Origin of the sequence: Paenimyroides tangerinum (assembly GCF_003865405.1) — a bacterium.
Taxonomy (GTDB): Bacteria; Bacteroidota; Bacteroidia; order Flavobacteriales; family Flavobacteriaceae; genus Flavobacterium; species Flavobacterium tangerinum.
Genome location: NZ_RQVQ01000006.1, coordinates 33,571 through 55,326 on the forward strand (window position 1 = coordinate 33,571; position 21,756 = coordinate 55,326).

Here is a 21,756-nt window from a genome sequence, read left to right on the forward strand (position 1 = left end):
TAAGCATAAAAAAACTCTTTCCGAAAAAAGAGCTTTTAAAGTTTTACCAAATTCTTACACGTTGATCTGGCTCGATATATAATTTATCTCCTGGTTTTACGTCAAACGCTTCATACCAAGGATCGAAATTTTGTAATGGTACATACGATCGATATATTCCTGGTGCGTGCGGATCTGTTTTTACTTGAGTTTTTACATATTCATCTCTAGATTTTGTTCTCCAAATGGTTGCCCAAGAAATAAAGAAACGTTGTTCTGGAGTAAATCCATCAATCGGTTCTGGTTTACCATTCTTTTCATAAAACAATTTCAAACCTTCATAAGCAGCAGTTACACCACCCAAATCACCAATATTTTCTCCTAAAGTAAAATCGCCATCTACATAAATTCCTTCAAAAGGTTGTAATGCGCTGTATTGCTTAGATAAAGATTTTCCCAAGGCAGTAAACTGATTCAAATCTTGTGGCGTCCACCAATCAACTAAATTACCTTCAGCATTATAACGAGAACCAGAATCATCAAATCCGTGTGAAATTTCGTGACCGATAACAGCTCCGATTCCGCCATAATTCACAGCTTCGTCAGCTTTATAATCATAAAACGGTGGTTGAAGAATCGCTGCAGGGAAAACGATTTCATTGTACATTGGATTGAAATACGCATTTACTTCTTGCGGAGGCATTCCCCATTTCGTTTTGTCAACCGGTTTGCCATATTCAGCGATGTTTTTAGCAGTTTCCCAACGTGAATAATTTAGCATATTTTGATAGTAATTTCCTTTTTCTGGATTTTCTATTGTAAGCTTAGAAAAATCTTCCCATTTGTCTGGATAACCAATTTTAATAGTTAGTTTATCTAATTTTTCTAAAGCTCCTTTTTTAGTTGCAGGTGCCATCCAAGGTAATTTTTGAATACGATTTCTGTAGGCTTGAACAACATTCGCAATCATATCTTGTGCCTTTTTCTTAGCTTCAGCAGGGAAACGTTTTTCTACATAAAGTTTACCAAGAGCTTCACCAACTGTTCCGTTTACAACATCAAGCGCACGTTCTTCAATAGGACGTTGCTCTGTTGCTCCAGAAAGCGTTTTTCCGTAAAATTCCCAATTTGCTTTATCGATATCTGTAGTTAGATAACTAGCCGAATTATTTAAAAGTGTCCATTTTAGATATAATTTTAAATCGTCCATAGATGTATTTTTCAAAATTCCATCTAAAGCTTTCATATATCTAGGTTGTTGAACAATTACTTGATCTAAGTTTTGGAATCCAGCGGTTTTGAAATAAGTTTCCCAATTGATAGCAGGAGTCATTTTTTGAAGATCAGCAACTGTTGTTGGATTGTAAGCCAAACGATCATCACGTTCTTCAACACGAGTAAATCTTGGTTGCGCCATTTGCGTTTCTAAAGCCACAATTTTTTTAGCTGCAACTTTGGCATCAGCTTCTGAGTAGTTTATGTATTGTAACATACGAGCGATATGTTGTTCATAAAGAGCTAGCTTCTCTTTAGAATCTTTATCATCAGAAACGTAGTAATCTCGGTCTGGCATACCAATACTTCCTGGAGAAAGATACACAGTATTTTTGTTTGAATCTTCTGCATCAGCATAAACGTAATTCCCAAAAAAACCTATTCCACCATCTAAAATACTTGCGTTTATCAGCTTGTTTAAATCATCAAGATTTGTAAGCGCATCAATCTTTTGTAAATCTCCTTTAATTGGAGTTGTACCTAATTGATTTCTTTTTTCGGTATCGATATATGATTTATAAACATTAATGGCTTTTCCTTCATCTGTATTATCTGCATAATTATTACTTTCAGCAGCTTCTTTTAAGATTGAAAGAACATCTAAATCTGTATTGTAAGCAAGTTCATTGAAACTTCCCCAAGTTGATTTATCAGCAGGAATTTCAGTTTTGTCAAACCAAGCACCATTTACATAACGATAAAAATCATCACCAGGTTTAGCGGTTTTGTCCATATATTCTAGATTGATTCCATGAATCATATTGTCTTCTGCTTCTTTTTTGTTACAAGATGCCATAATTAAAACACTTGCAAGTAAAGCAGACATCATTAGTTTTTTCATAAAAAATAGTATTTAGATGACTAAGGTAATATAAAAAAGTTAATTCTAAAACTCTTTAATTTTATGATTTTGTCATTTTATTTCATAATTTTTTGATTATTATTATTTTTATTTAATTTTTTTTTATTTATATTTGGATAATACTAACTTATTTATATTATGAAAAGAATTACAATTTTAATTGGAGCTTTAGCATTTGCTATAACTTCAAATGCGCAGAATTTTTATAGTTTTTCGCAATCAACAAGCACTTACGCAGATTTGGATCAACCAATTAACATGAACTTTTCCGAAAATTGGTCTACAGGGTATTATGGTTCTGAACCTATCTCTTTTGATTTTCCAGTTTTTGATCAAGAAATGACTCATTTTTATTTTGATGGAGGTGTTTTTTATTTAACTGATGAAACAAGTTTACCAATTGTTGAATTTGGTCTTTTCGAAACTTCTATACGTGATCGAAATTTCGATGATAGTGACGATGCTTCTTTTTCACCAGTTTCATATCAAGTAGTTGGAACTGCTGGAAATAGAATATTAAAATTTGAAGTAAAAAATGCAGGTTTGTCTTCTGAGCAACCATCAGGTACATCAACTCATTTCTTAAACTATCAAATTTGGCTTTATGAATCTGACAATGCGATTGAATACCATTATGGTTCGCATAATATAACTTCTTTAACAACTTTAAATACTGAAGGGGTATTTCATCCGTATTTATCCATGCTTGCTTTTACAGATGGTATAATTTATAACCGAGGTGCAATTAGTGGAACTTTAGCAAGTCCTGTTTATACTGAATTTGAAGATGATGATGAAGATTTAATTTCGATGAATGGAATAGCAACACCAAATACCGTTTACCGTTTTGAGGTAATTACTTTATCAAATCATGACAAAGAAAAAGTAAATTTTGCGATGTATCCAAATCCAACTTCAGATGTTTTAAATCTTACTTTTTCTGAAAATTTAGATAAAAATTATTCTGTTTATGATTTGCTAGGTCGAGAAGTTTTGAATGGGAAATTTGAAAATACAAGTGAAGCTCAAATCTCTGTTGAAAATCTACAAATTGGAACTTATATTTTAAGAATTGGAGGAACAAATAAGAAATTTATAAAAAAATAATTTGATACTAAAACGCTCATATTTTAACATTTGAGCGTTTTTTATCTTGAATTTAAAAATATTTAATTATGAAAAAAATTACATTATTGTTGATTTTCTTATCAACTTATGCGAATGTTTTTCCTCAGAATTTTTACAGTTTTACACAGAGTTCAGAAAATTATGCAGATTTAACAAATGCAACCTCCCTAAATAATGGCCAATCTTGGTTGTATGATTTATATGGGCCAATACCAAACGCTTTTCCAATTCAGATTTTTGGTAATCAATTATCTGAAATTTACTTTGAAGATAATAATTTCACTTTGACTAATTCAGATGGATCTAACTATACTGTATTAATTCCTTTCCCAGCTTTAGTCTCTGATCGAAATCTGACAGGAATAGGAACTTCATTGTCACCAATTTCATATAAGGTTGACGGTGTAGTTGGAAATCGAATCTTGAAATTAGAAGTTAAAAATGCAGGGCTGGAGAGTGACTTCGATTTAAGTTCTCCAGAAACTTCAACATCAACTCATTTTGTAAATTATCAAATTTGGTTTTATGAAGTAGATAATTCTTTTGAATATCGTTTTGGTTCAAATAATATTACTAATCTATCTACACTGAATCCTGATAGTCGACTTTATTCAGCTTTTTTTTCATTCATTGAAAATGGTGAATTATTTGAATTTAAAAGCGGAGTAGCTGATGCTTCGGTTACTTCTCCAATTTATTCAGAAAGTTATACAGAAGATGATATTCCAGTTTCTTTTACTAGTATGATTCCAGCAAATACTGTTTATCGTTTTGAGGTAATTACTTTATCAAATCATAATAAAGAAAAAGTTGAATTTGCGATGTATCCAAATCCAACTTCAGATGTTTTAAATCTTACTTTCTCTGAAAATTTAGAAAAGAATTATTCTATTTATGATTTATTAGGACGTGAAGTTTTGAAAGGGAAATTTGAAAATACAAGTGAATCTCAAATCGCTGTTGAAAAGCTACAAATTGGAACTTACATTTTAAGAATTGGTGGAACCAATAAAAAGTTTATCAAGAAATAATAAAAAAAAATGCTCAAACATCCGTCTGAGCATTTTTGATTTTTACCAAATTTTCACACGGTCATCTGGATTAATATACAATTTATTATCAGGTTGAACATCAAAAGCTTTATACCAAGATTCAACGTTTTGTAACGGTACATAAGCACGATAAATTCCTGGAGCATGCGGATCTGTTTTTACTTGATTTTTGATTGCTTCATCACGCATTTTTGATCTCCAAATAGTTCCCCAAGAAATAAAGAAACGTTGTTCTGGAGTAAATCCGTCAATATTTTCTGGTCTTCCGTTGTCTTTGTAATACAATTGTAAACCATCGTAAGCAGCATTAACACCACCTAAATCACCGATGTTTTCTCCTAAAGTAAATTTACCATCAACAAAAGTATTAGGTAATGGCTCTAAAGCTGAATATTGATCTGCCAGCGCTCCACCTAATCCTGTAAATTGTTTTAAGTCATCTTCAGTCCACCAGTTTACTAAATTACCGTCAGCATTGTAACGTGAACCGGAATCGTCAAATCCGTGAGAAATTTCGTGCCCGATTACAGCTCCAATTCCACCAAAGTTTACAGCTTCATCAGCTTTGTAATCATAAAATGGTGCTTGAAGAATCGCTGCTGGGAAAACAATTTCATTATTTGTAGGATTGAAATAAGCGTTTACCGTTTGTGGAGACATTCCCCATTTGGTTTTGTCAACTGGTTTTCCATAATCTGCAATGTTTTGTGCAAATCCCCAACGAGAAACAGCTTTCATATTGTCAAAATAAGTTCCTCCGTCTTTAGCAGATTTGATTTCCATTTCTGAATAATCTTTCCACTTATCTGGATAACCAATTTTCACAGTAGATTTGCGAAGTTTTTCAATTGCACCTTTTTTAGTTGCTGGAGTCATCCAAGGTAAATTGTTGATTCTATTTTCAAAAGCTAAGAAAACGTATTCGATCATTTCTTTTGCCTTTTCTTTTGCTTCCGCAGGGAATTTCTCCTCAACATATAATTGTCCTAAAGCTTCCCCAACGGTTCCATTTACAACTTGTAACGCGCGTTCTTCAATCGGACGTTGTGCAACTGCACCTGTTAAAGTTTTGCTATAGAAATCCCAGTTTGCTTGGTCGATTTCTTCTGTTAAAACTCCAGTCGATTTGTTGATTAATGTCCAACGCATATACGCTTTCAAATCTTCAACCGATGATTTAGATAAGATGTTTTGTAAAGTTTCCATATATTTAGGCATAGAAACAATCACTTGGTCAACATCTTTTAAGCCAGCAGCTTTAAAATATTCTTTCCAATTAACCGCAGGAACTAATTTCTCAAGTTCCTTAATAGTCATTGGATTGTAAGTATTTCTTCTGTCGCGACGTGCCACACGATCTAAACGAGATTCTGCCATTTTAGTTTCTAAAGCAACTACTTTCGACGCATCTTTCTTAGCTTGTGCTTCGCTTTCTCCTGTAAATTGCAACATACGAGCTACATGTTCTTCGTATTTTTTCTTTTTATCTTGTGAGTCAGCATCTGTAGAAACATAATAATCACGATCTGGTAAACCAATACTTCCTGGAGAAACGTAAATTACGTTTTTGTTAGAATCCATCGCATCAGCTCCAACATACATTCCAAAGAAGCCGATTCCTCCATCTGGAACCATTTTGTAAATCAAATTAACAACTTCTTTGTTGTTTTTAATTTTGTTGATGTCTTTTAAATACGGTTCAATTGGTGTAATTCCTAATTGATTTCTCATATCTAAATCTAAATAGGTTTCAAAAACATAAACCGCTTTAGCTTGATCTGAATTTGGGTCTAAATTTGGATTGTTTGCCGCTTTCTTTAAAATAGCAAGTGCATCGATATCTGTGTTTTGGCGTAGTTCATCAAAACTTCCCCAACGAGTTCTATCTTCTGGAATTTCAGTATTATCAAACCAAGTTCCGTTTACATATCTAAAAAAGTCATCACCTGGTTTTACGTTTTTGTCCATAAATTCCAAGTTAATTCCGTGGTTTTCATTTTTATTAACTTGTGCGCTCAAATTTGCTGTTGAAAAAATCGCAGCTGCAGCTAATAAGGTTAATCGTTTATTTATTTTCATTGGATGAATATTTTAAATGCATTCTTACAAAAATAACAACTTACTTTAATAAATGTGTTCTTTAAAGAATTTTTAACCTTTTTTAAAAAACGGTTCAGTATTTTTGTGCAAATTTTTATTATGCTTAGTTATTTTAAACGCTATCGTTTTTTTATTATTGGATTTTTTCTTTTATGCGTGGTTATTATGAGTTTGTTTTACAATGCGTTGAAACCAGCAAAGAAATTACCAATTTACACGCCTGCAATGGTAAATCCGGAAATGGTAGATACTTTAGTTCAACATAAGAATAATAAATTAGAGCATAAAATTGCTGCGTTTGAATTTACCAATCAGAATAACGAAAAGGTAACTGAAAAGGATTATGAAAACACCATTTATGTAGCTGATTTCTTTTTTACGACTTGCAAAACCATTTGTCCGATTATGACTGATAATATGGTAAAAATTCAAGAAAAAATTAAAGATATGCCAGATGTGAAAATTTTATCTTTTTCGGTTACTCCAGAGATCGATACTCCAGAAGTTTTACGAAATTATGCTAATGAAAAAGGAGCAATAGACGGAAAATGGAATATGGTTACCGGAGATAAAAAAGATATTTATTATTTGGCACGTCAATCTTTTTTAGCTGTAAAAACTGGCTCAGCAGATGAAATGTACGATATGGTTCATACAGAAAATTTTGTTTTAGTTGATAAAAATGGTCGAATCAGAGGTTTTTATGATGGTTTAAATTATGACAAACCAACGGATGACGATACCAAAAATTTAACTCAATTAATTGAAGATATTAATTGGTTAAGAGAAAATCAATAATCTTTTTCAAAAGAGGAAAGTCCCGAAGATTTTCCTTTTTAAATGCTTATTTTTACAAATTAAATTAAATCTAAATAAAGGGATTATGAAGCTTGATTCTTTGAAAATCAATGAAAAGGCAATAATTACGCAAGTGAATATGGATGTTGTTCCATTGAAATTAATTGAACTTGGTTTTATTGAAGGTAATTTTGTGGAATTATTACATATTGCACCGTTTAACGACCCAATTTATGTCAAAGTAAACGATTCACATATTAGTATTCGAAAAGAATTAGCAAAGGAAATTACCATAGAAATTATTTAACATAATGAAAAATACGATAAAAGTTGCATTAGTCGGAAATCCAAATGTTGGAAAGACATCGGTCTTTAATGCATTAACCGGATTGAACCAACGTGTTGGAAATTACCCTGGAATTACAGTAGAACGAAAAGTAGGTTTTTGTAAAATTGGAAATGAAACAACGGCACAAATTGTTGATTTACCTGGAACATATTCGATAAATCCATCTTCTAAAGATGAAGAAGTTGCTTTGAAAGCGCTTTTTGATTCTAAAAACAATGATTTCCCAGATGTGGTAGTTGTAGTTGCTGAGGTTGAAAATTTAAAACGTAATTTGTTACTTTTTTCACAAATTAAAGACTTAGGTTTTCCTGTAGTTTTGGCTATAAATATGGCTGACCGAATGGAGCTAAAAGGAATTACAATTGATATTTCTGAATTAGAAAAACAATTAGATACTAAAATAGCTTTAATTTCTGTTCGAAAAAATCAAGGAATTAATGAATTGAAACAGTTGATTTTAAACTACCAAACTTTTTCAACACAATCCTTTTTAGATTTAAAGAAAGTTGATGAGCCGCATTTTGAATTAATGGAAAAATTGTATCCAAATCAAAATCCATATAAAGTTTGGTTACATCATTCTCAACAAATTCCTTTTGAAGGAATATCTACCGTTTTAGGTTCGAATTATACCCCAAAAACGGAATCAGAAATTAAACGTATTCAGCAAAGAGAAACGATTAAACGCTATCAATTAATTGGAGAAATTTTAAAGAAAACCTATGTAATTGATGCCTCAAAAGCAACAGATTTACGCGCTAAATTAGATCGAATTTTCACGCATAAAGTTTTTGGATATGTAATTTTCTTTGCGATTATGTTATTGGTTTTTCAAGCCATTTTTGAATGGTCAGCAATTCCGATGGATTTTATTGATGGTAGTTTTGGTTCGTTGTCTGAATGGGCAAAATCAGTGTTGCCTGAAGGAAAATTAGCCGAATTAATTTCTGATGGAATCATTCCTGGAATAGGTGGAGTTGTGATTTTCATTCCTCAAATTGCTATTTTATTTCTTTTCATTGCATTGCTGGAAGAAAGTGGATATATGAGTCGTGTGGTCTTCTTAATGGATAAAATTATGCGACCGTTTGGTTTGAGTGGAAAATCTGTTGTTCCGTTAATTTCTGGTACGGCTTGTTCAATTCCTGCGATTATGTCGGCTCGAAATATCGAAAATTCAAAAGAACGATTAATCACGATGTTGGTAACTCCATTCTCGACTTGTGCTGCCCGAATACCCGTTTACGTAATTATTATTGCTTTAGTAATTCCTGATGAAACTGTTTTTGGAATCTTTAGTTTACAAGCATTAACAATGGCCGGAATGTATTTCTTAGGATTTTTCGTTGCTTTAATCTCAGCTTTTGTAATGAAACGTTTTATCAATGCAAACGAGAAATCGTTCTTCATAATCGAAATGCCTTCGTATAAATTGCCTTTGTTTCAAAATGTATTTTATACCGTTTGGGAAAAAACAAAAGAGTTTGTTGTTGGAGCCGGAAAAATTATTTTAGCACTATCAATTGTGCTTTGGTTTTTAGGAACACACGGTCCGAGTGATACTTTCGGTCAAGCCGAAACGATAATTACTGAAAAGCACATAAACGATAATTTAACCGAAGAAGAATTAGCCGATGAAATTGCTGGTTATCAACTAGAAACTTCGTATATTGGGAAAATCGGACATACGATTCAACCTGTTTTTGCACCACTTGGTTACGATTGGAAGATTAGTATTGCGGTTTTAACTTCGTTTGCTGCTCGTGAAGTTTTCGTTGGAAACTTAGCAACTTTATATAATATTGGAAGTAGCGGAGAAGACGAAGAAAAGATTATTGGAAAAATGCGTGCGCAAGTACGTGAAGATGGTTCACCAATGTTTACCTTAGGAACTGGGGTTTCGTTGTTGTTGTTTTATGCTTTTGCGATGCAATGTATTTCTACGATTGCTATTACAAGAAAAGAAACCAATTCTTGGAAATGGACTTTTGTTCAGGTTGTATTTATGACTGCATTAGCTTATTTTTCTGCGATGTTAGCGTATCAAATTTTATAAAAAATGAACATTCAAGATATTATAACTTATGTAATTGTGGTTTTGGCTGTAGCTTTTTTGGTTAAGAAATTCTTCTTTAAGAAAAAATCCAAAAAAGGTTGCGGTTCTGATAATAATTGTAAATGTGGATAAAATTTAAATTTAGCCTTCAAGTAAAATTGGAGGCTTTTTTTGTTTAGTAAAACATATTGTTTTTTTTTAATAAATTTATGTTCAACCAATTAACTTATTATGAAACATATTATTTTACTGATACTTATTTTTTTATTTTCAATTAAAATTCAAGGACAACAGACTTTATATTTTGATGCAGATTGGAAAGAAACCACTAAAGAAAAATCTCTTTATTATAGACCAATGCCACTTCAAAAAGTTGGTGAGCTTTTATTGTTAAAAGATTATTACAACAACGGACAGCTACAATTTCAGGCTTATATTTATCCTAATGATGAAAATAAATATGTTGGCGATGCTTTTTGGTTTAATGAAAATGGTTTGGATTCATCACAATCACAAAACATCAATTTAAGTAATCAAAAAGTTTTGACATATTATTATAATGATGGTACGGTTTGGAAAAAAATCTTTTATAATAATTTAGGGACAAAATCTAAAATCATTGTTTTTCAAAATGGGAAAGAATTAACAGTTGGTGAACTTAATGGAGATCATCTATCAGGATTATTCACGCCCTCATCACCTGAAATTTGGTATCAAAATCCATTAAACAAGGATGATTTAATTTATGCGAAATCTGTAAAATCAAGTAATAAGGACTTTCATTACGAAATTATTTTTTGGTTGAATGGCAATAAAGCTAAAGAAAAGTTTGTAAATTTTCCTAACTCAAATACAAAATATTGGGATGAAAAAAAGAATCTAATTTATGAAAGTGAATCAAAATCAAATTTTTCATTATTTATTAATTATTATACTAAAAATGGATTTGCAGTTGGTATGAAATCAAAAAATTCTTCTAAGAATACATCAGAAGGTTTTTTGACAACAGAAACACTCTTTGAATTAGACGGTAAAATATCAAAGATAACTAAGCGTTTGGAACACGATAAAATTGAAGAAATCATTTATAATAACGGAAAAGAAATTGTTTTAAAATTCAAAGACAATAAACCCTTTAGTGGAGATTTTGATTATAAAATCGGAAACTTTCATCGTATTTATAAAATGGTAGATGGATTGATGATTGGAGAATCAATAACTTACGTTACCGAAACCAAAGAAATAGTTGCTAAAGGTGATTATATAAATGGATTGCCTAACAACGGAACTTTTTTTAATGAATTTGAAAATGAATTCACTATTTTTTCCTATAAAAACAAAATTCAAGATGGTCTTCAACAAAAATTCAAATATTATGGTCAACCCGAATTACTTGAAGAATATCAAATGAAAAATGGTAAAATGGAAGGTAATAATCAGAAAAAAAATAATAATGACGAATTCGTAAAAATTGAATATCGTAATGGTTTACCTTACGCTGGGAAAGTTCATGATTTCAATATTGTTTCGTATTATGAAGCTGGAAATTTAATTCGGAAAGATAGTTTAGATTTAAATTTGAGCTCGCTTAAAACAACTGAGCTTTATGAAAACAATAAGCTTGTAAAAAAGATGTGCTTCTTTTTTGAAATCCCTGATAACCCAAAAGGAATTTACGAAGGGAAATATAAAGATGAAAAACCTTTTGACGGGTATTTTCTTGACGAGAATGTTATTGAAGATTTAGAGGATATTCCAGTAGTTAGTTTTTATGATAAAGGGATATTAAAATATAAATACACTACCGATTATCTAAATACGATTGATAATTATATTAAAATAAATCTCGACAAAAAAGCAACATTTATTAATGATAAAATTTATGAAGGCTTTGAATATAACAATTCAAACAGGAATATATTAGTTGGTATAAATTATATAAATAGTGCGCCAAATTATATGGAATTGAATCTTTTTGGGATTCATTATTTCAATAGATTTATTTTTGAAATAGATAAAAACCAATTGACTTTTAAGGAACTACAAAGTGGTGCAACTATAAAAGTAATACGTTCGGATGATGTTAATTTTACTGAAGTTATTGATAAAAATGGCAATGTTTTACAAAACAGTACAAGTTTTTTTGTAAAAGAAGGTGAGCCAAATTCTATTACATCTTATGCTATTGAAAACGGGAAATTAGTTTTTGAATTTATTGATGGAAATTATTTATATGATTTAACTCAAAAATCGGATTTGAAGCTGGATAATCTTACAATGATGATATATTCATATTTTTTGTCCAATTCAAAGCAAAGTTTGGAAACCATTTTTTTTGCTATTTTGAATGAATTTAGAAAAAATGAATTTCAAAAATATAGTGATTTTTTCTCTTCAGAAGAATCATTGACAACCACTAGTAATAGAATCGGAGGTCTTTATTATGATGAAAAAGGGAATCCTAGTGAAGGAGTTATAATTAAAGAATCGAATGATCAATTTGAGGTTAAAGTTTATCGAAATGGAAAACTGACTGAAACTAAAGTTATTAATGATATGAGCCAAATTAGAGCGTATTTTGAGGTATCTTTTTCTCAATAATTTTTTTTATTCTGTTAAGTTCCCAAAGCAACATCTAAAATCATTATAAATCCTAAAATAGAAATTTTGTTTTTAATGTTCATTTTCTCTTCTAAAAAATTCAAATCTGACGTTTTTGCGTTGTTTATCAACTTTTTTTGATGTTTCTTTCATTATATACTGATTGATATTTTTAGTTGGTATTTTTTAAATGTTAATATTTTATCTATATTTTAAAAACAAAATAGTTTTTTTTATTTATTATTCTCTTTTTAATTGATTTTTGCAATTTTTATTTGGAAATGTTATTATTATTATTATTATTGCTCTTGAAGTTTAACATAAAATTAAACTTATGTAGTGTTTAAAGTTTTAATTCTAGACACAAAATTTTAAATGCTTTTCAATTAATAATAACAAGGTTTTATAAACCTTAAAATTTTGAAAATATGAATAAATTCAAGAAAATTACGTTAGGGGTTTTAGGAGCAGCTTTATTAGCTACAGGTTTATATTCTTGTAGTAATGACAATGAGGCAACAGATGTGCAACAGAATGAAAAAAATGCACAAGCTAGAGGTGTATCAAAAGATACTTTTTTAAAAAATTATTACCAAGGTAAAGTTTATAATTTAGGACGAAATGTTGTTTTTTCTAACATAGAAGGTAACTTCAAGTTATCTGAAGTTTTGTTAGATGATGCAAAACAAGTTGGTTATTTAATAGAGGATTTAAATACTAATGAATTGTTATATTTTGCAGATAAAAATTTAAATACTGACGAATTAAATTTTGAAAATATTATAACTGGAGAAAAAGATAAATTAACTAAAATTAGTACAGATTCAGTTTTTGACGAGTCAAAAAAATATGATTTCATTTATGTTGTTAACTTAATTAAAGAAGATAACTATCAATCCTTAGGGTGGATAAAGAGATTTAATATCGATAGATTTTGGAAAAATAACGAAAAAGATTGTAGTTCGTCTTATAGAGTTGGTGATGAAGACTCAATTTATTTTGGAAAATGTGTTCAAGACTGTAGTTTTAGAAGTTATAGATTTTTTATTGCAGGTCCAGAACACCATGCTGGTCAATACCCAACTGGAAGTAACGATTGTTAAAAAATATTTATATGAATAAACTTTTAATATTACTTTTTGTTTCTCTTTTTCAAAATTTGAATGCTCAACCTATTGAACAATTAGATGAATTGGTTGTCATTGATAAAAAAATGAAAAACTTTAAAGTTTCCAAAGGGAAAATGACAAGGAATACTTTATTTAATGCAGATTTTGATAATTATTATTATGTATTAGATAGTTTGCCATATGGTTATTTAGATAAGTTGACATTTTGGTATTCAACTAATTTCCCTGTTTTAGATTTTAATGACGCTGAAAAAGCTAATGTGATTTATGAAAATTGGTGTTCAAGCTGTTTCTTTGATGTAAATATTTATGATTATGAAAATGGTGAATTGACTAAATTGACAGATGAATCAATTGTTATATCACTTGAAAAAACTAAGAAAGTGTTAGTGAAAAAAACGTTTGATTTTTCAAATTATAATTTAGTAGGAACCCAATTTGTTTTATCAATCACGCCTTCAAAAAAGCTGCAAAATTGCCAGAGTTGTGCAACTTATGGAATAACACTTTTTGTTGATGAAAATGAATCAGTGTTTTTAAAAAATAAGAATAAATTTATTAAAGGAAAAGGTTTAAAATACGATTTAGAAGTTCGTTCAAAAAAATATTAACCCAAAAAAGAAAGCTTTTCAGCTTTCTTTTTTTATGTTCCTAAAGAAACATCTAATATCATCATACAGATAAATCCGCCTATAAAACCTAAAGTTGCAAGATCGGAATTATTTCCTTGTTGTGTTTCTGGAACCACTTCTTCGATAACCACAAAAACCATCGCACCCGCAGCAAAAGCTAAGGCATAAGGTAAAATTGGAGTGAAAAATCCAACAGCCAAAGCGCCAACAACAGCAGCAATTGGCTCAACTAAAGCTGAACTTTGTCCGTACATAAAACTTTTGCGTTTGCTCATTCCGGCTCTTCGTAATGGAAAAGCAACTGCCAATCCTTCAGGTAAATTTTGCAAGCCAATTCCGATTGCTAAGGTTAACGAACCTGCAATAGTTGCTTCTGGAATTCCTGCTGCAACTCCGCCAAACAAAACTCCGACAGCCAAACCTTCAGGAATGTTATGAAGCGTAATTGCTAAGGTCAATAAAGTAGTTTTTTGCCAAGGTGTTTTTATTCCTTCTTTTTGATTTTCATCGTGATTAAGATGTAAATGAGGAAGAACTTTATCTAAACCAAAAAGAAAAAGTGCTCCCAACCCAAAACCAATTGCGGCAGGCATTACTTTGGTAAAACCTTCACCCGGACTCATAGAAATCGCAGGTGCTAATAAACTCCAAAAACTTGCTGCAATCATCACACCGCCAGTAAATCCAAGCATTCCATCTAATAATTTTTTAGAAGGATTTCTAACTAAAAAAACGGTTGCTGCGCCTAAAGCTGTCATCGCCCAAGTGAAAACGGTTGCGTGAAAAGCAGCTAAAACAGGATTTATATTCTCAAAATAATTAATTATTTCCTCCATAATTATTGTTTTTTGACTAAGATGTTATTGGCAATTTTATTTGAAATCATAAGTTCAACGTTGTTAACTTCAATTACCATAGAATTGTCAAAGCTTTCTTTTGATTTAATAATAATCGTTTTTCCTAAAGCAATATTCTGACGGTCTAAATATTGAAGGAACTCAGAAGATGTGTCTTTAACTCCAACGCAAATACAAATTTGATTTGCATCCATTTCGTTTAACAGGAATTTTTCTGAAATAAAAACTTCTCCTTTCGCATTCGGAATTGGGTCGCCGTGTGGGTCTTCTTTTGGAAAACCCAAAAAAGCATCTAACTTATTGATTAGTTTTTCTGATTTTATATGTTCTAATTCTTCTGCAACAATATGAACTTCATCCCAAGAAAAGTCCAGTTTCTCAACTAAAAAAACCTCCCAAAGACGATGTTTTCTAATGACCATTTTTGCAGTCATTTTACCTTCTTTAGTAAGCGAAACTCCTTGGTATTTCTGATAATTCATAAAACCTTTTTCACTTAGTTTTTTTATCATATCCGTAACAGAAGAAGCTTTGGTATTCATTTTTTGAGCAATCGCATTTGTGCTGACTCCATTGTCTTCAATTAGAGAAAGATGGTAAATTGCTTTTAAATAATTTTCTTCAGAATGAGTAAGCATATTCTTTTTTTATTACAAATTTAATGTTTTTTAGTATTTGTAAAATTAAATTTTAGATGAATCTAAAAATAAAAATATTTTATAATTTTTTAAAATCGCTTAAGCCTTGAAAAACGGACGCTTTGAAAGCTAAATTGATGTTTTTTAGCGAGTTAAATCTTAAAAAAATGTTATAAATTTTAGTTAAAATTTTGTTATCTAATTGATTATTAATACATTTGCCCTTGTTTAAAAAATACAAGTGTAGGTTAGTTGGTAATTATTATTATCTTTGCCACCTAACAAACAATAAAAATATGGACATTAATGTAATTGTAAAAGAAGCTCATTCTGGAGTAGCTTATTTAGTTATCATACTTTTGTTGATTGCATCATTAAACGCAATCATAGCATTAGCAACTAAAAGAGAATTTGTTGAGAGAGATCGCAAAATTGGATTATTTGCTTTGATTTTTTCTCATATTCAACTTTTATTAGGTTTAATCTTATACTTCGTTTCTCCGCTAGTAGTTAGCCTTGGAAGTGCAATGAAAGATTCAACTTTAAGATTGTATGCTTTAGAACACCCGTTAGTAAATATCATTGCAATTGTTTTAATCACAATTGGATGGTCTAAACATAAAAAGATAGCAGACGGAAATGCGAAATTTAAACCTTTTGCAATTTTCTACACTTTAGGATTGATATTAATTTTATCTAGAATTCCTTGGGCAGTATGGTTTGCATAATTTAAATTAAAGCGTTCTGATTATAGAACGAAGACTTTGGTAAAATTATTAATTTAGTTTGCCAAATTTAAAAGAAACGATTATGAATAAAAAAGTAACGCACATTTTAAGTTTGACAATCTTTTTGCTTGCTGCAATTGGATTTAGTATTTACAATACGCAATTTTCAACAGTTGAACAAGAAGAAAATAATGAAACTAGAGTTAATTCAAGAGAATTAGCATCATTAGCAGTAAACGACACGTCAGATGTACTATTGGAATCAACATCTGAAATAACAGATATAATGTTAATAAATTCAGAACTATTATCATTAGAAAATGAAGTTGAGGTTATAAATGAGAGTGCTAAAACTTCTTATTATCACGATAAGTTCAATGGAAAAAAAACAGCAAGTGGTCAAGTTTTTAATAATGGAAAATATACTGCCGCTCACAAAACTTTGCCTTTCGGTTCTAAATTGAGAGTTACTAACAACGAAAATGACGAATCTGTAATTGTTACTGTTAATGACCGTGGACCTTTTACAAAAGGACGTCATCTAGATCTTTCAAAACAAGCTTTTTTAGACATTACACACAATAAAGGTGCTGGGGTTTTGAATGTAAAAATTGAAGTTTTACCTGAAGACTATGAAGATTCAAAACTTGATTTACAAGAAAGCTTAGATGAATTCATGTTATAAAAAAATATTTTATTTGATTACAATTTTACTACTTTTAGTAGCTTGTAAATCAACAAAAACAAAAGCCTCATTCTATAAAAATGAGGCTTTTGCTTGTTACTATCACGATAAATTCAACGGACGTAAAACTGCTGACGGAAGTGTTTTTTCAAACAACAAACTTACTGCAGCTCATAAAACTTTGCCTTTTGGAACCAAAGTTGAAGTTACAAATCTAGAAAACAACAAAAGTGTTATTGTAATAGTAAACGACCGAGGACCATTCACAAAAGGATTGGAAATTGATTTATCTCGAAAAGCTTTTATGAAAATTACAGACGATTCTAAAAAAGGTAAACTTAAAGTTTCGATTAAAATTCTCTGATTCAACTACCAATTACAAAAGGGATTTGTACTGATGTAAGAATTATAATATTTTATATCACCCGTAACTTCTTCTTCAATCCAATCCGGAAGTTCAATTGTTTCATTTTCATTTTCAAGTTCAACTTCTACAATAATTAGACCTTTGTTTTTGCCTTCAAACACATCAATTTCAAAAGTTTTATTACCATAAATTACGATATGTCTCGTTTTTTCAATGATGAAATCTTCGCATAGTTTTAGAAGTTCGATGGCTTCATCAAACGGAATTTCTTTTTCCCATTCAAAACGAGTCGTTCCTGATAAATTACTTTTTCCTTTTATCGTCAAAAAGCCTTTATTATCCTTAGTTCTAACACGAACGGTTCTCTCAGGAGACGAGTTTAAATATCCTTGATTTATTTTAAATGAAATTTTAGTTTCATTTAAAAAAGTAGTATTTTTAGCCTTGTATTTTCTTTCTATTTCAAGCATGTTGGTTTGTTTTAGAAATTCAAATATCGTTTTAAAAATTCAAATATGAAATTATTTAGAAAGCAAAATAAACCTTCGTCGATTTCCGATATTTTCAACAAATACGTTGTAAATGATCAGGTGCTTTTTTCGAATGATTTTATATTTTTATATGAATTAGTAGCTTTTTTCAGACCCGTAAATTCAAAGAAAACGAAAAGTATAACTCTCGTTGATTTGATCGCACATTTAATTGAAAATGAAAAGCATCGTTATTTATTTGCAGAATACATAATAAATCTATTAAGCGGAAGAAGTTTCAGTCGTATGATTTCAGATGCTGGTATCATCCAAGATTCTGATTTTTTATATGAAATTAGAAAGCGAATTTCATTAAAAATATTACCCTATCAACCAGAAAAAGAAACTTTAGAATATGTTTTAAACCAAGTTTTTTATAAGGAAACTGATTTTATTTGGATTAATAAAATTCCTTATAACGAACTTGTAGAACTTTTTGAAATACTACAATTCTCAGATGTTTTTACAGCTCATAATGTTGAAAAAGGCGCGCTTTCTGAAGTGATGTATGCAATTGGAATCATCACACAACGAATGAGTGGTCGTTCGATGGAATCGAATATCATCAAAATGGTTCCAGAATACAATCATCTCGAAAGTCCTTTCTTGGGATTAGAAAAAGAATTCCTTGAAATTGAAAAACAATTGCGAAATCGCGAGATGGTTTATGTAGATTCCAATGATTTAAATTACAAACAATTAGTTATTCTACATAAACAGTGCGTTGATTTCGTTAGACAAGCTTTCAAAAATAGTTCTCGTTTTGGAATTACGATGAAAGTTAACCAAAGTTTGCTTCGAATAAGACAGCAATTGATTCGTGTAGAAATTTTATTGTCCTTGTTTATAGTTCGTGACGAATCGGATAAGATTAAACAATCGATAAATCTTTCTTTAAAACTTATTGAATATAACTGTTATAAAAACAACGTAAAAAAATTAATCGGAGAAAGTACGCAATTAATTTCATACGAAATCACACAGCATACTGCGAAAACGGGTGAACATTATATCACTGAATCAACAAATGAATATTTTAAAATGTTCAAAGGTGCTTTAGGTGGTGGTTTAATTGTTGGTTTTTTGTGTGTGATTAAGGTTTTGATGTCAAAAACAGAGACCAGCGATTTTGGTTTTGCTTTTTTGTACAGTATGAACTATTCATTTGGTTTTATTTTAATCTATCTTTTTGGTTTTACTTTAGCTACCAAACAGCCGGCAATGACTGCTTCTACTTTGATTAAAGTAATTGAAGAAGGCCTGAAAACGAATGAAAAACCATCTGAAAAACATAAGGCATTCGCACATTTATTTGCTCGATTGTTCCGTTCTCAATTTATCGCTTTTGTTGGTAACGTTATTTTAGCTTTTCCTGTTGCTTTATTGTTGATTTGGTTGATTGATTTATCAACTGGAATTAATATTACGGATACCAAATGGCATACTTTATTGGATGATGTAAGTCCGATTAAATCTGCTGCAATTTTTCACGCATCGATTGCTGGAGTATTTTTGTTTCTTTCTGGAATTATTTCAGGAAACGTTTCTAATAAAAACAAACACAATCAGGTATATTATAGAATACAAGAGAATCCATTTCTGAAACGTAGTTTAGGAGTGGCTAAAACAGCTAAAATAGCTTCTTGGTTAGAACAAAAATGGCCTGGAATTATTTCGAATTTTTGGTTCGGTATTTTTATGGGAAGTACGCATTCTATTGGTATGTTTTTAGGATTAAATCTGGATATTCGTCACATTACTTTTGCTAGTGGAAACATTGCACTCGGAGCTTATGGTGCTGATTTCGCATTGACTTTATCAACCTGGATTTGGTGTATTGTTGGTTTGATTTTAATCGGTTTTTTCAACTTTATTGTCAGTTTTGCCCTTTCATTAGGATTAGCTTTACGTTCTCGTGATATTCCGATATTTGAGGTTTTCTCACTTCAGAAATCGGTTTGGAGCCATTTTAAACAATATCCAATGCGTTTTTTCTTTCCACCAAGAAAATCAAAAAATACTTTATAACTTTGAGAATCTCTTTTTTTGGAGATTCTTTTTTTGTTTTATGATGAACTATCGAAAAATCATACACGTTGACATGGATGCGTTTTATGCTTCTGTAGAACAGCTTGATAATCCTGAATTAAGAGGATTACCAATAGCTGTGGGCGGAAATGAAGTTCGTGGTGTGATTTCGGCAGCGAGTTATGAAGCTCGTAAATTTGGAGTTCGAAGTGCGCTTACAGGTTCAATAGCAATTAAACGTTGTCCGAATTTAATTTTCGTAAAACCAAGATTTGAACGTTATAAAGAAATTTCAAAAATGGTTCATTCCATTTTTTATGAATACACAAATTTAGTTGAACCACTTTCGTTGGACGAAGCCTTTTTGGATGTTACAGAAAATAAAAAAAGTATGAAAAGTGCAAGCTTGATTGCGGAAGAAATTCGTTTAAAAATATTTGAAAAGACTGGATTAACAGCTTCCGCAGGAATTTCTACCAATAAATTTATTGCCAAGATTGCGTCGGATTATAATAAACCAAATGGACAAAAAACGATAAATCCAGAAGAAATTGAATCTTTTATTGAAAGTTTAGAAATAAAAAAGTTCTTTGGAATCGGACAAAAAACAGCAGATAAAATGTATCATTTAGGCATTTTTACTGGCTTGGATTTAAAACAAAAAAACATTGAATTCTTAGAAGAACATTTTGGAAATTCGGCTCAACATTATTATAATATTTCTCGTGGAATTCACAATTCGCCAGTTCAACCCAATCGGATTCCAAAATCGATTGCTGCAGAACGAACTTTTGAAACGAACTTAACTTCCGAGATTTTCTTAAAAGATAAACTAAACTTTATTGCTGAAGAACTTGATTTCCGTTTGAAGAAACGTGGTGTTTCAGGTAAAACGGTTACTTTAAAAATCAAATATAGCGATTTTACGGTTCAAACAAGAAGTGAAACATTACCATATTTTATTTCAAATAAAGAGTTGATTTTGGATGCTTCCTTGAAATTATTATATCAAGATAAGTTGCGTAATTCGGTTCGTTTAATCGGTGTTTCAATGACCAACTTGAATAATAAAGAAACCAAGCCGAAACTCATACAATTGCGATTTAATTTCTAATAAAAAAGCTACTTCAAATGGTGTTTTGAAATAGCTAATTATTTTATTTATTATAATTTGGTTTTGGATATAAATTCATTTGTCTAGAAATCGCATTTTTTCTTCTATTGATGTAACCTGAAGAGTTTTTTGCTTTAAACTTTCTGGGATTCGGAAGAATTGCAGCGATTGCGGCAGCTTCTTTCTTAGATAAATTTTCTGCCTTTTTACCGAACCAATGTTCAGAAGCGGCTTCAATTCCATAAATCCCATTTCCCATTTCAATTGAGTTTAGGTAAACTTCCATAATGCGTTCTTTTCCCCAGATGAATTCAATTAAAACAGTAAAATAAGCTTCAAAACCTTTTCTGATAAAACTACGACCTGGCCAAAGAAATACATTTTTTGCAGTTTGTTGGCTTATCGTACTTCCTCCTTTTACTCGTTTACCTTTCTGATTGTTTTTGTAAGCTTTTTCAATCGCATCGAAATCAAATCCACTGTGTGATGTAAACTTTCCGTCTTCACTTGCGATTACAGCTTTTTGTATGTTAATTGGCATTTCGTCAATACTAATCCAATCGTGTTTCCAAACAACTTTTTCACCAGCTGAAATTTGTTCGAAAGTTCTAATAAACATCAATGGTGTAAAAGGAACGGGTACAAATTTAAAAAGTATTGTAGAACCTATCGAAAGTCCAAAAAACCATAAAATTAATTTAAATATGAATTTGAAAATTTTGCGAATCATCTATTAAATTTTTTAGCAAATATATCTCTTTATTCTTTTCGTTTATCAATTTTTACTTTTTGTGTTTCATACCAGCAAGCTGACGTTTTGATCTATTACAAACCAAATCTTTATGAG

General features: G+C 30.5%; 20 protein-coding genes. 14 read left to right on the forward strand and 6 right to left on the reverse strand.

The window, feature by feature from the left end:
* Nucleotides 1–43: 43 nt before the first annotated feature.
* Complete coding sequence (locus tag EG240_RS03490) at nt 44–2,095, reverse strand: M13 family metallopeptidase (protein WP_125017476.1); 2,052 nt, start codon at nt 2,093–2,095, stop codon at nt 44–46.
* Nucleotides 2,096–2,254: 159 nt separating this feature from the next.
* Between EG240_RS03490 and EG240_RS03495 the strand changes: the two genes are divergently transcribed.
* Nucleotides 2,255–3,223, forward strand: a complete 969-nt coding sequence (locus EG240_RS03495; protein WP_125017478.1) for a T9SS type A sorting domain-containing protein — start codon at nt 2,255–2,257, stop codon at nt 3,221–3,223.
* Nucleotides 3,224–3,291: 68 nt separating this feature from the next.
* Complete coding sequence (locus EG240_RS03500) at nt 3,292–4,275, forward strand: T9SS type A sorting domain-containing protein (protein WP_125017480.1); 984 nt, start codon at nt 3,292–3,294, stop codon at nt 4,273–4,275.
* Nucleotides 4,276–4,317: 42 nt separating this feature from the next.
* On the opposite strand, the gene EG240_RS03505 is transcribed toward EG240_RS03500, so the two are convergent.
* Nucleotides 4,318–6,375, reverse strand: coding sequence for a M13 family metallopeptidase (locus EG240_RS03505; RefSeq protein ID WP_125017482.1), 2,058 nt, complete (start codon nt 6,373–6,375; stop codon nt 4,318–4,320).
* Between the two features lie 120 nt (nt 6,376–6,495).
* Between EG240_RS03505 and EG240_RS03510 the strand changes: the two genes are divergently transcribed.
* The 7 genes from EG240_RS03510 (at nt 6,496) to EG240_RS03540 (ending at nt 13,941) form a co-directional block, all read left to right on the forward strand.
* Complete coding sequence (locus EG240_RS03510) at nt 6,496–7,194, forward strand: SCO family protein (RefSeq protein WP_125017484.1); 699 nt, start codon at nt 6,496–6,498, stop codon at nt 7,192–7,194.
* Between the two features lie 85 nt (nt 7,195–7,279).
* Entirely contained in the window at nt 7,280–7,501 is a 222-nt protein-coding gene (locus tag EG240_RS03515; RefSeq protein ID WP_125017486.1) for a FeoA family protein, read from the forward strand.
* A gap of 4 nt (nt 7,502–7,505) precedes the next feature.
* A complete protein-coding gene (gene feoB, locus EG240_RS03520; protein WP_125017488.1) occupies nt 7,506–9,599 on the forward strand; it encodes a ferrous iron transport protein B in 2,094 nt (697 codons plus the stop codon).
* A gap of 3 nt (nt 9,600–9,602) precedes the next feature.
* Nucleotides 9,603–9,731 carry a FeoB-associated Cys-rich membrane protein gene (locus EG240_RS03525; protein WP_125017490.1) on the forward strand — a complete coding sequence of 43 codons (129 nt, stop codon included), beginning with the start codon at nt 9,603–9,605 and terminating at the stop codon, nt 9,729–9,731.
* A 99-nt stretch (nt 9,732–9,830) separates the two neighbouring features.
* A complete protein-coding gene (locus EG240_RS03530; RefSeq protein ID WP_125017492.1) occupies nt 9,831–12,200 on the forward strand; it encodes a hypothetical protein in 2,370 nt (789 codons plus the stop codon).
* A 428-nt stretch (nt 12,201–12,628) separates the two neighbouring features.
* A complete protein-coding gene (locus EG240_RS03535) occupies nt 12,629–13,303 on the forward strand; it encodes a hypothetical protein (RefSeq protein WP_125017494.1) in 675 nt (224 codons plus the stop codon).
* Nucleotides 13,304–13,314: 11 nt separating this feature from the next.
* Entirely contained in the window at nt 13,315–13,941 is a 627-nt protein-coding gene (locus EG240_RS03540; protein WP_125017496.1) for a hypothetical protein, read from the forward strand.
* Between the two features lie 32 nt (nt 13,942–13,973).
* On the opposite strand, the gene EG240_RS03545 is transcribed toward EG240_RS03540, so the two are convergent.
* Both EG240_RS03545 and EG240_RS03550 read right to left on the reverse strand, forming a co-directional pair.
* Entirely contained in the window at nt 13,974–14,798 is an 825-nt protein-coding gene (locus EG240_RS03545) for a ZIP family metal transporter (RefSeq protein WP_203229280.1), read from the reverse strand.
* Nucleotides 14,799–14,800: 2 nt separating this feature from the next.
* Entirely contained in the window at nt 14,801–15,457 is a 657-nt protein-coding gene (locus EG240_RS03550; protein ID WP_125017500.1) for a metal-dependent transcriptional regulator, read from the reverse strand.
* Nucleotides 15,458–15,753: 296 nt separating this feature from the next.
* Between EG240_RS03550 and EG240_RS03555 the strand changes: the two genes are divergently transcribed.
* The 3 genes from EG240_RS03555 to EG240_RS03565 all read left to right on the forward strand — a co-directional run bounded on the left by EG240_RS03555 (nt 15,754) and on the right by EG240_RS03565 (nt 17,234).
* Entirely contained in the window at nt 15,754–16,185 is a 432-nt protein-coding gene (locus EG240_RS03555; RefSeq protein WP_125017502.1) for a hypothetical protein, read from the forward strand.
* Between the two features lie 286 nt (nt 16,186–16,471).
* Nucleotides 16,472–16,870 (forward strand): septal ring lytic transglycosylase RlpA family protein, encoded by a 399-nt coding sequence (locus EG240_RS03560; RefSeq protein WP_125017640.1) that lies wholly within the window; start codon nt 16,472–16,474, stop codon nt 16,868–16,870.
* A complete protein-coding gene (locus tag EG240_RS03565; protein ID WP_125017504.1) occupies nt 16,854–17,234 on the forward strand; it encodes a septal ring lytic transglycosylase RlpA family protein in 381 nt (126 codons plus the stop codon). Before EG240_RS03560 ends, EG240_RS03565 begins: the two co-directional genes overlap by 17 nt.
* Before the next feature lie 5 nt (nt 17,235–17,239).
* Here EG240_RS03565 and EG240_RS03570 read toward each other — a convergent pair whose 3' ends face one another.
* Nucleotides 17,240–17,707 carry a CYTH domain-containing protein gene (locus EG240_RS03570; protein WP_125017506.1) on the reverse strand — a complete coding sequence of 156 codons (468 nt, stop codon included), beginning with the start codon at nt 17,705–17,707 and terminating at the stop codon, nt 17,240–17,242.
* Between the two features lie 45 nt (nt 17,708–17,752).
* Between EG240_RS03570 and EG240_RS03575 the strand changes: the two genes are divergently transcribed.
* Both EG240_RS03575 and dinB read left to right on the forward strand, forming a co-directional pair.
* Nucleotides 17,753–19,795, forward strand: coding sequence for a recombinase (locus EG240_RS03575; protein ID WP_125017508.1), 2,043 nt, complete (start codon nt 17,753–17,755; stop codon nt 19,793–19,795).
* Nucleotides 19,796–19,838: 43 nt separating this feature from the next.
* Nucleotides 19,839–20,909, forward strand: a complete 1,071-nt coding sequence (gene dinB / locus EG240_RS03580; protein WP_125017642.1) for a DNA polymerase IV — start codon at nt 19,839–19,841, stop codon at nt 20,907–20,909.
* A 43-nt stretch (nt 20,910–20,952) separates the two neighbouring features.
* On the opposite strand, the gene mtgA is transcribed toward dinB, so the two are convergent.
* The gene (gene mtgA, locus EG240_RS03585; RefSeq protein ID WP_125017510.1) at nt 20,953–21,639 is read right to left on the reverse strand and encodes a monofunctional biosynthetic peptidoglycan transglycosylase; all 687 of its coding nucleotides are present in this window, start codon (nt 21,637–21,639) and stop codon (nt 20,953–20,955) included.
* Between the last annotated feature and the right edge of the window lie 117 nt (nt 21,640–21,756).